Here is a 16,892-nt window from a genome sequence, read left to right as displayed (position 1 = left end):
GGATTATTCCTTTTATACATTCGTACAAAAGACTCTGTATTTTCATCTTATTTGTAATATAATGAAAAAAAATAATTAAAGCCGTATAATGAAACTATCCAACCTAATCTTAAAAGCAATCTTTTTTACTGCACTTGTATCTACTTTTCTTGGATTTATAATTAATACTATTTTTGAATATAATAATTTCCAAAAAGAAAAAGAACATATAAAAAAAGAGTTCATCAAACAAAAAAAGAGTGAAGTAAAACGTGAAGTAAACAAAGCATTTAATTATATTTTATATCATGAAAGTATGATTAAAAGTGAGGTAAAAAGAAAGCTCAGAAATAGAGTATATGATGCATACAGTATTGCATATAAAATATTTAATGATAACAAAAATAAAAAAACAGAAAAAGAAATCAAATACCTCATAGTAGCAGCTTTGAAAAATATCTCATATGAACATGGGGCATATTTTTTTATCAATAGCAATAAAGGAAGAGCAGTACTTTTTGATAAAAACTCTTTTTTAGATACTTACAAAGATGTTTGGAACCTTCAAGATATTAAGGGAAACTATATAATAAAAAGACAAAGTAACATAGCCCAAGTACAAGCAGAAGGCTTTATAAACAATTACTTTAAGAAGCCAAACCAAAGCAATGACAAACAATATGCAAAAATATCTTTTATCAAACTATTTGAACCGTATGATTGGCATATTGGTATGGGAGAATATATTGATGAAATCACTGTAGACTCTAAAAATGAGATTTTAGAATACATCTCATCACTCAGATTTGGCAAAGATGGATATATTTTTGTAAATTCAATGGATAAAAAAGCTTTAGTTTTTGATGGCAGAAAACTAAGCCCTCCAAAAGATTATCCAAATGATATCTTATTTCAAAAACAAACAGATACAGTTAAAAATAAAGATGGTGACTTTTTCTTTTATAAATTTAAAAAATTAAATACAATTAAAGAATACCCTAAATTAGCCTTCGTAAAGAAATATGATAATTGGGGTTGGATAATTGGAGCTGGCGTTTATATTGATGAAATCGATAATGAGTTAGCAAAAAAAGAGAGTCAGATTACAAATGTAATTATTTCTCAAACTATAACTATCCTAATTATATTTTTTATTATTTTGATAATTATATTTTTTGTATCTAAAAAAATAACTTCTTATATAGAATCAAATATTTTAAATCTTCTTCAGCTATTTAAAGCCTCATCCTATAGTTTAGAAGAGATTGATGTTAGTAAATTTACTTTTAAAGAGTTTAAAACTATTGCAAAAAGTCTAAACAGAACTCTGCGACTTAGAAATAAAGCTGAAAAAAAAGTTAATGACCTTATGGATATTATTAATAAAAATGTAAATATATCCACAACTGATACAAAGGGTAAAATTATTGATGTAAATGACTCTTTTTGTAAATTATCTGGTTTTTCTAAAAAAGAGCTTCTTGGAAAATCCCATAATATAGTTCGCCATCCAGATACACCAAAAGAGATTTATAAACAGATGTGGGAAAGTTTATCAAATGGTATAAAATGGGATGGTGAATTAAAAAATATAAAGAAGAATGGAGATACTTATTGGGTTTATATAACTATTCACCCAAATTATCAAAATGAAAAGCTAGTAGGATATACAGCTATTAGACAAGATATAACAGATAAAAAAAGAGTTGAATATCTCTCTATAACAGATGAATTAACTCAAACATATAATAGAAGGTATTTTAATACAAAAATTGAAGAAGAGATAAATAGAGCAAAAAGAAATGACTATTATCTTGGTTTTTTGATGCTTGATATTGATTATTTTAAATTTTATAATGATACCTATGGTCATCAAGCTGGAGATATAGCTTTAGAAAAAATTGCAACTATTTTAAAAAGTCATACAAGTAGAGCTAGTGACTTTGCATTTAGATTAGGTGGGGAAGAGTTTGGTATTCTTTTCTCATATAAAGATGAAGAAGAGTCTTTAAACTATGCAAATTTAATCAGAAGTGAAATTGAAGGCTTAAAAATAGAACATAAAACAAGTGCAGTAACACCATTTATAACAGCATCATTTGGGCTAGTGGTTAGAAAAGGTGAAGATATCCAAAGTGTTCATATGATATACAAATTGGCAGATGAAGCACTATACAATGCAAAAGCAGGTGGAAGAAATAAAGTATTTGTGAGTAATTAATTTATATTAGATTTTTAAGGGAATTCCATAAAACAATTAATTTATTTTAAATAATATAAAAAATAGTAGATTTTATTAAAGGTCAAGGCGAAGAGTTAAATTTGAGAAGGAGCTTACAAGTAGTAAGTGACTGAACAAATTTTACTCTTCAACGCAGAGATTTGAGAAAAGATGCTGTTTTATATTTATTTTTTTCGCAAGTACTTTAAAGCAGTAGCAATAACATCATCATCATCTTTACTAGGACTTTTTATTGTCTCTTTTGTATCATCATTTTTTGTAAACGTTACATTCATCTCATAACTTGATACTGTTTTTATCTCTTTTTGTAAAGCTAAGATTTTTATCATAATTAGTTCTAAGAACTGCTTTGTTGGAGTGTCTGGTTTGCCAAATCTATCTTCCATCTCTTCTTCTATTTCATAAACTGCTTCTTTTGATTTTGCTTTTCCAAGACGTCGATATAATTCAAGTCTTACTCTATCTTCTACTATATAATCATTTGATATAAAAGCAGAAATTGCAAGTTTTATATCTACAATTTGGCTCTCTTCTTTTGATTCCCCACTTAAAGTTGCTAAAGTATCTTCTAACATCTTAAGATATAGTCCATATCCTATTTGTTTGATATGTCCACTTTGAGCTTCACCTATGATATTTCCACCACCTCTTATCTCTAAATCTTGATGAGCTAGTGCTGTTCCACTTCCAAGGTATGAGTTAGACTCTAAAGCCAATAACCTTTTTATGGCATCACTTGTGATTTTTTTCTTATCTTCAACTATAAAATAACAAAAACCTTCTTTATGACCTCTCCCTACTCTTCCTCTTAGCTGATGTAAGTCTGCTATTCCAAATCTATCTGCTCCATCTATTATCATAGAGTTTGCATTGGGTAGGTGAAGTCCTGATTCTACTATTGAAGTTGCCAATAAAATATCAAATTTTCCATCATTAAAATCTTCTATTAGTTTTTCTGCTTTTACTTGAGAGATTTTAGAGTGAATCATCTCTATTTTTATATTTGGGATTAGCTCTTGTATATCTGCTTTTTTAGCTTCCATTGAAACAATATTATTATGCACATAAAAAAGTTGTCCACCTCTTCTTTTTTCTCTTAAAACTATCTCTTTTATGAGTTTTTCTTCAAACTCTTTTACATAAGACCTTACGCCTAACCTCTCTGTTGGTGGAGTTAAAAGTGAACTCATACCTTTTAGTTTTGACAAGGCTAGATTTAGGGTTCTAGGAATGGGTGTTGCACTCATTGAGAAAATATGTACATCTTCTCTTAGTTCTTTTAATTTCTCTTTTTGTTTTACCCCAAACTTATGTTCTTCATCAATTATGACTAAGGCTAAATCTTTTGTCTTAACACCAAGTAGAGAGTGAGTTCCTACTACTAAATCTATATCTCCACTCTCTAGTGCTTTTTTAACATAAGCTTTTTCTTTTGCTGTAGTTTTGCCATCAAGCTGAGCCATTTTGATGCCATACTCATCAAATCTTTTTTTCATACCATGAAAATGTTGAGAAGCTAACAAAGTAGTAGGACATACAAAAAGTGCTTGGTGTCCATCAAGTATAACAGCTAAAAGTGCATTCATAGCAACTTCTGTTTTACCAAACCCCACATCACCAGAAAGCAATCTATCCATTACTCTTCCACTTGATAAATCATCAAATAACTCTTTTACACTTCTACTTTGATCTTTTGTATAATCAAATCCAGCACTTGAAGCAAAATCATTTAGTATCTTTTTATTGCAATCTATTTTTATACCTGTTACAAGTTCTCTGGCCGCTGCTAATTTTATAATATCATTTGCTATGGCAAAAAGTCTATCTTTTACTTTATCTTTTAGTTTGGCAAAACTTCCCTTACCAAGTGTATCAACAACTGCATAAGAACTTCCATCTGCCACATATCTATCTATAAGGTCTATATTTTCAACAGGTATTAAAAGCTTGTCTTCATTTGCGTAAGAGACAATTACAAAGTCTCTTTTTGCTCCCATTACAACAACAGGCTCTATACCTTTGTATTGTCCAATACCATGCTGTTCATGTACTACAAAATCATTTACAAGTAGTTCATCAAGGACAAGTTTGATTTTCTTTTTTCTTTTTTTCTTTATCTCTTTATTTAAAGAGATAATAACCTCATCATCACTTACAAGATTTATAATATATGGTTCCAAAATATATTTTATATTTTTATCGCTCAAATCTAAATCAAAACTTTTTATCTTAGCTTCAGTTGTTGAAATGATAGTATGTTTTTTACCATCATGAAAGCTCAAAAACTCTTTTATATTTGCAGGTTCTATTACTTGATATTTTTTTGCTTTAGGTACTTTTGGAAGTGTTAAAAACTTATCTTTGTCTATTCTTTTTGCTTCAAAAATATATGCCTCTTCTAATTCATCAAGGGCATTATATGTAACATATGAATTAAACTTAGATGGTAGATACTCTCCCAAATCATCCAAGTACCAAAATCCAAGAGAATGAATATCTTTTATAAAAGCATCACTCTCTACACTTTCTAGTTCTTCATTGATTCTATCTATCTCTTCTTCATCTAAGGCCAAAAATGCAGGGGTAATAGAAAAAGCTTCTATCTCTTCTTTTGATGACTTTTGGTCTTCTATATCAAACTCTCTGATACTTTCAACTTCATTATCAAACAAACTCACCCTAAAACCTTTTACAGCTCCTAGTGGACAGATATCAAGAATATCTCCACGTAAAGAGACTTCCCCTTCACTTGTAACAATATCTACAAAATAGTATCCCCAGTTATAAAGTTTTTCTTTGAGATTTTCTAGGTCAATAGTTGAAGCAAACTCTATTTTAAAAGAGTCAAAACACTTCCGTACGGGCATTTTATATGAGGCTGTTCGTAAAGGTACAACTAAAACTTTATTCTCTTTTTTATAAGAGTAAAATTCATTTAAAGTCTTTGTAATATTTTGTAACTCTTCAGAAAAAGAGAGTAAATCATCTCCAAAGTTTGCTCTAAAATCAGCTAATACAAAAGGCTTTTTTTGATTGAAAGATAAAACGTCATAGGCTTCTTGTGCCTCTTTATCATCACTTACGATTAATAATTTACAGTCATTTTTTTCTTTAAAAAACTCAAATAAGGAATTCAATACTATTTAACCTCTTCAAAATCATTTGTAGTTCTATCATAAGTATATGGTGGGTAAGGTGTCTCATTGAGTAAAAACACCATATTACAAGAGTCAAGCTCGGTTTTTTGTAAACCTTTTTTAAACACTTCTAATATATAAGCTTTTGTAGAAAAAGTGGTAGTAGTTGACTTTGCAGTATAAACAAACTCTTCATTTGGTACTGTTTGAAAACCCTCTTTAATAATATGCTTTTCAAAAAGCTCTTTATCTTTTAAGTTTTCTACTTCTAATATTACTAATACATCTATGCCATTCATATTTTTCCATTTAATCTCTAATTTTAAAAATGTATTGTATTTAAATAAGCATTAATTTGGGATTTAAGAACTTGAATTTATTTTAAGTATTTTTATCTATTTATGTACCACAATAAATAATTACTTTTCTAATCTAATAAAAAATAAATTAAAGATATTTATATTAATTGGGATAAAATACTAATAAAGGAGTCTGTTATGAAAAAGAAATCTAGTTTTGGGAAAAAACTCCTAATAAAAATACTCGGAACTGTCTTTGTTGTTTTAACTCTTGCCTCACTTGCAATTGTAAACTTTTCATATAAAGCTGCACAAAAAGATGCAGAAGCATATAGAGAAACATTTGCTGCAAAAAATGCAATTGAAATTAAAGGAGAGCTTGATATTGCAATTTCTGTTGCACAAGCATTTGCTTCTAGAATTCAAGCAGCAGCAGTTAATAATACTCAAATAGATAAAGATGAAATTATCTCTTTACAAAAGTCTATTTTAAATACAAATGACACTATTAATGGTATTTGGTATAGTCCAAAGTATGGAGAAAATCTAACAGCAAAAATCGAAAATCCACAGGCTGGAAGTCTATATGATAAACTTGGGATTTTTCATCCATTTATTTCAAAATCAAAAAATGGTTTTGAAATTGTTTCTGGTGCTCCATATGATGAGTCAAAAGGCTGGATTAAAGGACCTAAAGATGCAGGGAAACCCTTTATAACCGCACCATATTTTTGGAAGATTGCTGGGGTTGATCAATTACTTGTATCTGTTACTATACCTATGTATAAAGACAGTGAGTTTATTGGTTCAGTAGGAGTAGATTTTCTTTTAAAAGGTTTATCTAACTTGGCTTCTCGTATCAAGCTATATGAAAACGGATATGGTTTTATTGTTAATAATGATGGAATAATAATAGGACATCCGAAAACAGAACTTCAAAATAAAAAACTGCTTGAAGTAATAAAAAATGACAAAGATTATGTGGAAATGCTTAAAAAAAGTACACAAGGAAAGAATCATTTTTTCTTTAAAGATTCATTTATCACAGGTCAAACATCAGTTTACTATTCTCACCCATTTACTTTAAAAGATACTGGTACAAATTGGACTTTTATTATCTCTGCACCAAAAGAAGAGTATCTCGCAAATGCCAACTTTATTAGAAATATATCAATCATATCTTCAATAATAAGTTTAATTGTAATTGCAATAATTATTCTACTTTCAGTAAAACAGTTAAATATTTATCTTGAAAAAATATCCACTGGATTGGAAAGTTTTTTTGAATTCTTAAATACAAAAAAATCTGCAACTAAAGAGATTGATATAAACACAAGCTGTGAGTTTGGAGTAATGGCTCACTCTATCAATGAAAATGTTGAAAAAATAAAAACATCTACACAAAAAGATATGGATTTAATTGAAGATGTTAAAGGTATTGCAAATACAATTACTGAAGGAAAATTTGATAGTAGAGTGACTAAAACAACTTCTACTGATTCATTAAATGAATTAAAAGAGATCTTAAATCAAATGTTAGAGCAGTTGGAAACTCAAGTTGGTAAAGATTTAAATAAGATTATAAATGCACTAGAGAGTTATTCAAATAGGGATTTCACAGTAAAACTTGGAAATGATTCAGGAAAAATTGGAAGTGAAATTATGCATATGAATGATATGATTACTAAAATGCTTCAAGATAGCCAAGAAGATGGTCTTTCTTTAAAATATAGTGCTGACAATTTATCAAATAGTGTTAGAACCATTAGTAGTAATGCAACTAAGCAAGCCGCTTCACTAGAAGAGACAGCTGCTTCAATTGAAGAAATTACAAGTAATATTGAACAAACAAATATTAAAGCACAACAGATGCATTCAATCTCAAAAGATACTAGAGATTCATCTAATAAAGGTAAACAACTAGCAAGCGATACTGCAACATCAATGGATGACATAAATAACACAGTACTAGATATAAATGAAGCTATAACTATGATTGATCAAATAGCATTTCAAACAAATATATTATCACTAAATGCAGCTGTTGAAGCAGCAACTGCTGGTGAGGCTGGAAAAGGTTTTGCAGTTGTTGCACAAGAAGTGCGAAACTTAGCTGCAAGAAGTGCCGAAGTTGCAAAAGATATTAAAAACTTGGTTGAAAGAGCTACAGAAAAAGCAAATAGTGGTAAAACAATTAGTTCAAGTATGATTGAGGGATTTGCTACTTTAGAAAGTAAAATTATAGAAACTAGTAATTTAATTAATGATGTAGCAAGTGCAGCAAATGAACAAAATCTAGGTATACAACAAATTGCAGATGCAGTTAATATGCTTGATAAAGTTACTCAAGAGAATGCATCTATTGCAGAAGAAACGAATAGTATAGCCAATAAAACTCAAACAATATCTGATAATGTAGTTAGAGGTGTAAGTAAAAATAACTTTGATGGCAAAAACTTAGGATAATATTTATTCCTAAGTTTTAACTTTGGCTAAACCACTAAAGTTGAAACAAGTCCAATAAGTCCACCAAAAACTCCACCCCAAACTACTAGCCATCCAAGATGTTCTTTTATCATCTTTTGAACTATCTCTTTTACCATTTTTGGAGTTAACTCTTCAAGTCTACTATTTACTATTAGACTAACTTTTTCAAAAATGTCATCACTAACACTTGAAGAACCAAGACTTTCATGAAGTGAAGATTGAAAAGATTCATTTTTTGAAATAGTAACTATGGCACCTTTTAGTTTCTCTACAAAGGGCTCTTTTAAAGGATTCAAGGCAGTTTCTCCACCAAACATTCCAAGCATTCCACCAAATTGAGACTCTAATACAGCTTGTTTTAAAGACTCAAAGGCAGGTGTAAAATCTGTTTTTTCTAAAACTGGGGATAAATCAAAGTGTGATTTCTTTGAAGTGATTTCCTCTTCAAAAAACTTTTGGAGGTTCTCTTTTGTAAAAAATTGTTCCATTATAAGTGAGTGAATCCCCTCTTTAAATTGAGAAAATCTATTTTCAACAACACCAGAACCATATAAAAAAGGAACCTTTTCAAAAAGCATATGTATGGCTAAAGCGTTCGTAACTGCCCCACTTAAAGCAAAAAGACCTACCATAAAAAGCATATCTTGTTTTAAAACAAAACCTAAAATAACTACTAATAAAGCTAGCAAATTTGTACCTAATGATTTGTTCAAAAACTTCTCCTTAAATTTTTGTGGAGTTTACCATAATCTAACAAAGGAAAAAATCAAAAAAAGAGTAACCATCATGTAATCATTTAAATATAAAATCACAAATAACAAAAGGATACAAATGGTTGATGTAGAAAACGAAATAAAGAAAAAATTTCCAAAGATAAATCTTGAATCATCTTTTATAAATAAGTCTTTAATCAAAATTGCAAAAAAAGTAGTGCATGAAGAGTCTATAAATGACTTCTTACAAATAAATTCACATAAAAAAGGTTTTGAGTTTGTAGATGCAGTTTTAGATAATTTTGATTTTGATTATACTGTTTCTAGTAATGATGTACAAAATATACCAAGTTCTGGAAAAGTTGTGATTATTGCAAACCATCCATTAGGTGGATTAGATGCTTTATGCCTTTTAAAACTTGTTGGAAAAGTAAGAAAAGATGTAAAAATTGTAGCCAATGATTTTTTAGCTGGTATAGAAGCACTTAGTTCTTTGTTTGTACCAATAGACAATTATAAAAAAAGACAGAGTAAAAAAGATATAAAAGCTATATATGATACGTTAAATAGTGGTCATGCTATTATAATCTTTCCAGCAGGTGAAGTAAGTCGTGCAACACCAAAAGGTATAAAAGATCCTACATGGAATAAAGGATTTTTAAATTTTGCCCAACACTGTAATGCACCAATACTTCCAATACTTGTAGATGGTAAAAACTCTAAATTGTTTTATACTATTTCTATACTTAATAAAACTTTCTCAACTCTACTTTTATCAAATGAGATGTTTAAAAAGAAATCTAAAAAGATAAGTATTAAAATTGGTCAAATTATTCCAAATGAAAATATCATGCCAAAAGGTATTGATAAAAAATATCTTTTAACTCTTTATAAAAAACATCTCTATGCCCTAAGAAAAGGTAAAAGATCATTCTTTGTAACACAAAGTGCTATTGCTCACCCTGAAAGTAGACAAGAGATAATAAATGAACTAAAAAACTCAAAAATCATTGGTGAAACATCTGATGGTAAGCTTATATATTTATATAATTATAGCGATGATTCAATCGTCTTAAAAGAACTAGGAAGATTAAGAGAGCTCTCTTTTAGAAGTGTAGGAGAGGGAATAAATAAAAAAAGAGATACAGATAGATATGATATCTATTATGAGCACATTATTTTATGGGATAAAGATGCTTTAGAAATAGTAGGTTCATATAGAATAGGTAATGGTGAGTTTATCAATAATAACCTTGGTATTTCAGGCTTTTATTCAAGTACCCTATTCCAATATAAAGATGATTTTGTACCATATTTAAATGACTCAATTGAACTTGGACGTAGTTTTGTTCAACCAAAATACTGGGGAAGTCGTGCTTTAGATTATCTTTGGTATGGAATTGGTGCTTATCTAAAAGCAAACCCACAAATAAGATATATGTATGGTCCTGTTTCTATTTCAGCATCTTTACCCAAAATAGCAAAAGATATGCTTGTATTTTATTATACTCTTTATTATTCAAGCAATAAAAACCTACTAGACTCAAAACTTCCTTATCAATACTCTGTTGATGAAAAGTCTATAAAAGAGATGTTTTCAGGAGGAGATAAAAAAGAGGATTTTAAAAGACTAAAAACTGCCCTTTCAAGTATGGGCGTTGCTGTTCCAACACTATTTAAACAATACTCTGACCTGTGTGTTGATGGAGGAGTTAACTTTCAAGGATTCAATATAGACCCAGATTTTTCAAACTGTGTTGATGGTTTGATTGTTGTAGAAATTGATAAAATAAAAGATAAGCAAAAATCTAGATATATAAAATAAGATACTAAAGTATCTTATTTTGTGAAAAATCTATACTACAAACTCTAGTCTCTTCAACTAAAGCTTTTGCTACAACTTCATCATCTACAATTATATGTTCTAAATGTAAACCCTCTAAAAGTTTCTTATCTTCTGATTTTGTAATTTTTACTATTGTTTTTGTATTTTTAGTCAAATCATTTATTGTCTCGCACACAATTCTTATTTGCTCTTGATTATCAATTGCAACAATTACAGCACAAGCTTTTTTTATATTTACTGATTCTAAAATATGTTTTTGGGCAGCATTTCCAAAAATAATTGGCTCATTATCATTTTTTCCCATTTGGTAATATAAAATTTTATTTTCAATGATAATATAATCATTTCTCATATCTTTTAATTCTCTTACAAGCTCTTGCCCCAAGTGTCCATATCCAAGAACTATAACATGACCTTTTAAGTCTTTATCAACAGCCAATGTTGCAGGTACCTCCATCACATCATCAGGAAGCAAAGAACTTGCTATTTTTGATAGATTTTTAAGTGCAATTGGCGTTAAAATCATCGATAAAACAATAGTCACAATCAATATTTGAGCATGGGTTGAACCTATTAGGTTTCCACTTCTTGCTAACTCTAAAATTGCCAGAGAAAACTCACCTATTTGAACTAAAGAAAAAGCTGTTTTAAAGGCAACTCTTTTTGTATCATCAATTCTAACAATGGCATAAATTATAAAATATTTTAAAATCATTAAAACAGGAAGTAACAGTAATATTGTAAACAGATGTTCATAAATCATAATAAAATTTATTTGCATACCAACAGTTACAAAGAAAACTCCAAGTAAAAGATTTCTAAAAGGTATAAGGTCAGACTCTACTTGATGTTTAAATTTAGTCTCAGAAATCATCATCCCTGCAATAAAAGCTCCAAGTGAGTATGAAAATCCAAAATAGTGAGCCATGTATGAAGCCCCTATTGCTATAAGTAAAACAGAGCCTACAAAAAGTTCTTCTGAGTTTGTTTCACTCACATGGGTAAAAAATGGTTCAAGTAAATATTTTCCAGCTAGATATAATATTCCTATTAAAACAACTGCTGCAATAGTTGTTTTGATAACTATATATAAAACACTATCTCCTGAGTTTGTTGTAAAAATTGATATCATTAAAAGTATTGGAATTACTGCAATATCTTGCATAATAAGAATTCCAAGAACTCTTTGTCCATGTCTTTTTTTAATATCTCTATTTTCATTGTAAGTTTTTAACACGATTGCGGTTGAAGACAATGAGAGTGCAGCACCTATTATCATGGATGTTTGAAAATCAAAATTTAAAATGTAAAATGAGATTAATACAACAATTAAAGTTGTAATTATTACCTGTAAACTTCCTGTTATAAAAACTTCCCGCTTCATTCTAACAAGGGCATCAACAGAAAACTCTAATCCAATTGTAAACATCAAAAATACAATACCAAACTCTGCAATCTCTTTTAAATTATGGTTATTTACAGCATCATGTAAACCAAATATATAAGCAATAATAGTACCTGTTACTATATAGCCAATTATTGTTGGTAAGTGAAATCTTTTTAGTATTAAATTAACAATAATTGCAATAAATATTGTTGCTACGATAATTCCTAACATTTTTTTCCTAATATATTTTATAATGCATCTGTTTATATCCTTCAAGTCTCTTTTTAAAGCTTGAATTTAACATTGCATTTTTTGAGTCAAGTAAATCTATGGCTAAACACTCTTGTCCATCACGACCAACTCTTCCTAGGTACTGAACAAGTCTTCCATAATATGAAATTGGTGTTACAAAAATAATTGTGTTTAAATGTGGGAAATCTATCCCCTCACCAAAATATGAAGTTGTAGCAAGAATTAAATTACTAGATTCAATCTGTTCTAGATTTTCTTGCTGTTCTTTTTTACCTAAACTTCCATGTATACTAACATATTTTAAATTATTTTTTATTAATAATTCTTCTAATATATTTATATGTTCTATTCTATCTGTTAAAATTAGGATTTTTCTATTTATATAATCTTTCACTTCGTTTATAATTAAGTCATTTCTATGTTTATCTACTGTTATTTCATTGATTAATTGCGCATAATTATCTGCTTGGCTTTTAAAATCTGTATTTACAACTTTTACTCTATGAGTAATTGTTCTTTTCTTTTTATACTCATATGATATTTGACCTAATTGTTGGAAAAGTATTGGTTCTAATCCATCTTTTCTGTTTGGAGTTGCACTTAAGCCCAATACATATTTACCACAAAAAAGTTTTATAATTTGTTCAAAGGTAACAGCAGGGATATGATGGCATTCATCAACTATTACAAAGGAGTAGTTTTTGATAATCTCAGGCTTATTTTTTAGACTTTGCATAGTAGCAATATCAAGCTTGCCAGTTAGTTTGTTTTTACTTTTTCCTAAAAACCCTATCTCTTTTTTATTCATTCCAAAATAATCAACAAATCTTTGAATCCATTGGTCTAATAGCATGTTTTTATTTACAACTACTAAAGTGTTTACTTTTCGCTGTTCTATCATTTTTGCACCAATTAAAGTTTTACCAAAACCAGGAGGTGCTACACAAATAGAGAAATCTTTTTTTAGCACTTTAGAAATTGCTAAGTTCTGTTCCTCTCTTAACTCATATTTTATTAAAGGAAATTCCTCTTTATTTACTACTCTTTTATCATCAATAGAGTAACTAACTTTATTTTGTTTTAATATTTTTAAAACAAATCCTAAAACTCCCCGTGGAAGTTTTAAATACTCTTCATCCTCTTCATAGTTTTTTATCTGTTTAGGAGTATTGTAAAGGGGCTTTCGCAAAGCTAATAAGGTTTTAATTTGGGGGTTATCAAAAACTGCTAGGTTTTTAAGTTCATTTAAAAATGTTTTTGATAAATTTTTTGAAGATATATATACATAATCATAAATAGTAATATTTAGTGAAAAGTTGGGATACTCTACACTGCTTTGTTTTTTATTCTCCCAATTTTGTAATTTTTTCTGTTCATTTGATTTTGCTATATTTAATATTATATTTTTTGGTATTTTTTTGATATTTGATAAAAAGTTCCATTGATCTTCATATACATTTAAAGTTTTGGGGTCAAAAAAGACTGTTTTATTACTTTCTCGAAGTTTTAAATGTAAAGGTAGTTCTATATATGTTCCAAAGTTTGAACTATTGACAAACTCACTATTTGGATATATTTTTGCACTAATATTTGCACTTTTGATTATGTTTTGCAAAAACTCTTTTGCTTGTGATGCGAAAATATTCTCTTCAAAGAAAAACCACACTAAGATGTCATTATAAGAATCATACTGATAACTTGCAGAGATATTTAGTCTATTTGTAATATCTTCTATTTTAGGTATATCATTTTTTGAGATTTTTAAAACTGCATATTTACACTGATTTGTTATGGATATTGTATAAGTTGAAAGCTGGACTTTTCCTCTTAAGTGTTGTTCAATATCATGATTTAAAAGGGGAAGGTAATCACTACCTTTAAAAGTTTTAGTAACTGGGAAATAAGACTCTTTAGTGAAGTCTTTACTTACCCATTTTTTTAAGTATACATCAGGACGCGATATAAATAAAGAGTTAAACAACTGAATTTTTTCATCTTTATTTAACTCTTTTTTATTTAACTCTTTTTCTAAAAGAGCTATCTCTTTTTCAATATTTTCTTTGTCTTCGTAAAGTTTAGTTAATCTTTTCTGCACTTGGATTTGCATGTGGGTTATCTTCTTGTTTAGTTGATACAAAACCGCCAATTCTATTTTCAATTTCGTTATATCTACTTTTAAGTTCAGAATTCTTTCTACTAACTCTTCCCTCAAATTTTGCATCTTCTTCAATAATTAAATCATTATAAGTAAAATCACCAATAACTTTTCCTGCTGATAAAACTTGCATAATATTACAATCAATTTTGCCATCAAAATAACCACTTATAACAACATGATTAGCTTTTACATCACCGATTACTTCACCAGTTTTACCAATTGAAATTGCATCAGCTTCTAATATTACACCCTCAAACTTACCATCAATATGAACTGTACCTTGTGTAGAAATTCCACCAATGATACAAGTCCCTTTGGCAATTACAGTTGCCCCAGCTTGTGATGTTCCTTTATTAGCTTTACTAAATACTCCCACTTTACTCTCCTTTGTTTAGTAAATATTGACTCATACTTTTTTAAATTCCAATTTATAAAATCCCTTGGATTTAAAACCATACTTGCATATCTAACTTCATAATGTAGATGTGGACCAGTGCTTCGTCCCGAATTCCCAGTCATTCCAATAACTTGGTTTTTCTTTATCACATCTCCAAGTTTAACCTTAGTTTGTTTTAAATGAGCATAAACTGTCTCAAATCCAAAATTATGTGAAATAATTATAACTCTACCAAAATCTCCACTATCTCTTGACTGCACATATCTTACAACTCCATCTGCTGTTGCATAAACTGGTGTTCTAAGATTTGCTCTTAAATCAATTCCCCTATGAAATTTTCTCTCATGTGTTACAGGATGGATTCTATAACCAAAACTAGCTGACACACTTATTCTTTCAAGTGGTTTACCATTTGGTATAGTTGAAAGCATATACATTTTTTGTGCTGATGTTATTTTAGTCAAAGTAGCCTTTGTAATAGATATTTGCTCATTTGAATCTCTTTTTAACCCAACAATCTCTTCAATAGTATCTAGTTTGCTACTTAACTCTTCAATATCTTTAACTTTACCCTTAATTTGCATAGAGTAAAAAAGATTTTGTGCTTGAAGCTTTTTTTCTTTTTCTGTTAATATTGAAATCTCTTGCTTTTTTTTAATTTTTACTTCGTTAATCTCAGTAGTTAAAAAAGATATAAACCAAAAAGCACCAGTTATTACAAGAACAGTTACAATAATTACAATTAAAATAATCTTTCTAAAAAGTTGATGAATATTGTATGACTTAGTACTATTTACATCCGAAACTGTAATAACTAATCTATTATTTAATATCTTCATCTACTTCTATTCTCAATCTTCAAAAATTTTTCTACTACTAAAAATGAGCCAAAGACCAAATAATCTTCACTTTTTAAAACCTCATTTTTAAACAATTCTGATATTATATTCAAATTTTCACAAACATTTATTAAAGTAGCTTCTTTGACTACTCTTTTATCCTCTAATGGCAAAATATACAACTTTTTTATAATAGGTTTTAAGATTTTCAATACCTCTTTATAATCTTTATCTTCAAAACTGTTATAAATTAGGTTAATTTTTTTTCCTTTAAACTCTTCTAAAATACTCCTTGCAGCAAGGGGGTTATGTCCTACATCTAAAGTAATATTTTTTTTATATTTTTCACATCTTCCTGCCAAGCTCATCATTTCAAACTTCTTGATATCAAGCTCTAAGTTTAGGTATTTTAATGTAGCTATTACTAAAGAGATATTTTTAAGTAGATATTTCGGGAAAAATTTACAAAGACTACGTGTGTCTATTTTAAAGTCATCAAGAGTCAGAAGTTTTATATCTCTTTGCTCTTTTATAGTTTTAGCATGGAAAGGAACTTCATCATGTATTTGAGAGCCTACAATCATGACTTTATCACAAGAACGCATTTTTGTTAGAGATATCTCTTTTATGCTATTACCAAGAAAGCTTTGATGGTCATAATCTATTGTAGTAATAAGTGATAAATCATTGATAGCAACATTTGTAGCATCAAACTCACCACCAAGACCTGCTTCTAAAATAAGATAGTCTCGATTTGAACTTAAATAAAATGCCAAAAGAGTTGTATATTCAAAATATGTAAGTTTTTCTAACAAAGTAATATCTAATATATCTTGCAAAAATTTGTGTGCAGTATTTAAGTCATCATCACTAACATCAAAACTGTTTATCCAAATTCTTTCATTGAACTTTTTTATATGAGGAGAACTATAATGAAGTACATTTTTATCTATAGCAAATAAATATTTTGCTAAAAATCTTCCCGTACTTCCTTTCCCATTTGTTCCAACAATATGGATTATAAAGGGAAGTTTTATTTTTTGTTTTAAAATTTCAAAAGAGTTTTTAACTATGCTAAAATCTATCTTATCATAGTACATTGTTTTGTAATCTAAAAACTCTTTTAAAGGTATAGTCTTAAAATCAATCTTCACGT

General features: G+C 28.6%; 11 protein-coding genes. 3 read left to right on the top strand and 8 right to left on the bottom strand.

Features of this window, described 5'->3' with window-relative positions; all coding sequences use genetic code 11:
* Positions 1-88: 88 nt before the first annotated feature.
* Positions 89-2,200, top strand: a complete 2,112-nt coding sequence (locus ACNI28_RS09505) for a cache domain-containing protein (protein ID WP_419764019.1) — start codon at positions 89-91, stop codon at positions 2,198-2,200.
* Between the two features lie 185 nt (positions 2,201-2,385).
* On the opposite strand, the gene mfd is transcribed toward ACNI28_RS09505, so the two are convergent.
* Together mfd and ACNI28_RS09495 are read right to left on the bottom strand one after the other, a co-directional pair.
* Positions 2,386-5,358 (bottom strand): transcription-repair coupling factor, encoded by a 2,973-nt coding sequence (gene mfd / locus ACNI28_RS09500; protein ID WP_419764018.1) that lies wholly within the window; start codon positions 5,356-5,358, stop codon positions 2,386-2,388.
* 2 nt (positions 5,359-5,360) lie between these two features.
* On the bottom strand, positions 5,361-5,657 hold the full coding sequence (locus tag ACNI28_RS09495; protein WP_419764017.1) for a hypothetical protein: 297 nt from the start codon (positions 5,655-5,657) through the stop codon (positions 5,361-5,363).
* A 198-nt stretch (positions 5,658-5,855) separates the two neighbouring features.
* Here ACNI28_RS09495 and ACNI28_RS09490 point away from each other — a divergent pair, with 198 nt between their 5' ends.
* The gene (locus ACNI28_RS09490; protein ID WP_419764016.1) at positions 5,856-8,123 is read left to right on the top strand and encodes a methyl-accepting chemotaxis protein; all 2,268 of its coding nucleotides are present in this window, start codon (positions 5,856-5,858) and stop codon (positions 8,121-8,123) included.
* Positions 8,124-8,149: 26 nt separating this feature from the next.
* On the opposite strand, the gene ACNI28_RS09485 is transcribed toward ACNI28_RS09490, so the two are convergent.
* Positions 8,150-8,857, bottom strand: a complete 708-nt coding sequence (locus ACNI28_RS09485; protein ID WP_419764015.1) for a DUF445 domain-containing protein — start codon at positions 8,855-8,857, stop codon at positions 8,150-8,152.
* 118 nt (positions 8,858-8,975) lie between these two features.
* On the opposite strand from ACNI28_RS09485, the gene olsF reads away from it, so the two are divergent.
* On the top strand, positions 8,976-10,682 hold the full coding sequence (gene olsF, locus ACNI28_RS09480) for a bifunctional ornithine lipid synthase OlsF (RefSeq protein WP_419764014.1): 1,707 nt from the start codon (positions 8,976-8,978) through the stop codon (positions 10,680-10,682).
* Between the two features lie 4 nt (positions 10,683-10,686).
* On the opposite strand, the gene ACNI28_RS09475 is transcribed toward olsF, so the two are convergent.
* From ACNI28_RS09475 to ACNI28_RS09455, 5 genes are read right to left on the bottom strand one after another with little or no spacing between them, the layout of a single operon-like run.
* Positions 10,687-12,321 (bottom strand): cation:proton antiporter, encoded by a 1,635-nt coding sequence (locus ACNI28_RS09475; protein WP_419764013.1) that lies wholly within the window; start codon positions 12,319-12,321, stop codon positions 10,687-10,689.
* Between the two features lie 7 nt (positions 12,322-12,328).
* Entirely contained in the window at positions 12,329-14,437 is a 2,109-nt protein-coding gene (locus tag ACNI28_RS09470; RefSeq protein ID WP_419764012.1) for a TOTE conflict system archaeo-eukaryotic primase domain-containing protein, read from the bottom strand.
* Complete coding sequence (locus ACNI28_RS09465) at positions 14,418-14,876, bottom strand: bactofilin family protein (RefSeq protein ID WP_419764011.1); 459 nt, start codon at positions 14,874-14,876, stop codon at positions 14,418-14,420. Before ACNI28_RS09465 ends, ACNI28_RS09470 begins: the two co-directional genes overlap by 20 nt.
* The gene (locus tag ACNI28_RS09460; RefSeq protein ID WP_419764010.1) at positions 14,822-15,736 is read right to left on the bottom strand and encodes a M23 family metallopeptidase; all 915 of its coding nucleotides are present in this window, start codon (positions 15,734-15,736) and stop codon (positions 14,822-14,824) included. The genes ACNI28_RS09465 and ACNI28_RS09460 overlap by 55 nt, the downstream gene beginning before the upstream one ends.
* Positions 15,733-16,890: a bifunctional folylpolyglutamate synthase/dihydrofolate synthase gene (locus tag ACNI28_RS09455; RefSeq protein ID WP_419764009.1), complete on the bottom strand. Its 1,158-nt coding sequence runs from the start codon at positions 16,888-16,890 to the stop codon at positions 15,733-15,735. The genes ACNI28_RS09460 and ACNI28_RS09455 overlap by 4 nt, the downstream gene beginning before the upstream one ends.
* Positions 16,891-16,892: the final 2 nt, after the last annotated feature.

Source organism: Arcobacter denitrificans (SeqCode) (assembly GCF_048571185.1).
Lineage (GTDB): Bacteria > Campylobacterota > Campylobacteria > Campylobacterales > Arcobacteraceae > Arcobacter > Arcobacter denitrificans.
The sequence above is the reverse complement of the archived record's forward strand: the minus strand, read 5'-3'. Positions and strand labels throughout refer to the sequence as shown.

Excerpts from the sequence above, each read along its gene's own strand:
- olsF (WP_419764014.1), top strand. The coding sequence starts at position 8,976 with ATGGTTGATGTAGAAAACGAAATAAAGAAAAAATTTCCAAAGATAAAT.
- ACNI28_RS09495 (WP_419764017.1), bottom strand. The coding sequence starts at position 5,657 with ATGAATGGCATAGATGTATTAGTAATATTAGAAGTAGAAAACTTAAAA.
- ACNI28_RS09505 (WP_419764019.1), top strand. The coding sequence starts at position 89 with ATGAAACTATCCAACCTAATCTTAAAAGCAATCTTTTTTACTGCACTT.
- ACNI28_RS09475 (WP_419764013.1), bottom strand. The coding sequence starts at position 12,321 with ATGTTAGGAATTATCGTAGCAACAATATTTATTGCAATTATTGTTAAT.
- ACNI28_RS09460 (WP_419764010.1), bottom strand. The coding sequence starts at position 15,736 with ATGAAGATATTAAATAATAGATTAGTTATTACAGTTTCGGATGTAAAT.
- ACNI28_RS09490 (WP_419764016.1), top strand. The coding sequence starts at position 5,856 with ATGAAAAAGAAATCTAGTTTTGGGAAAAAACTCCTAATAAAAATACTC.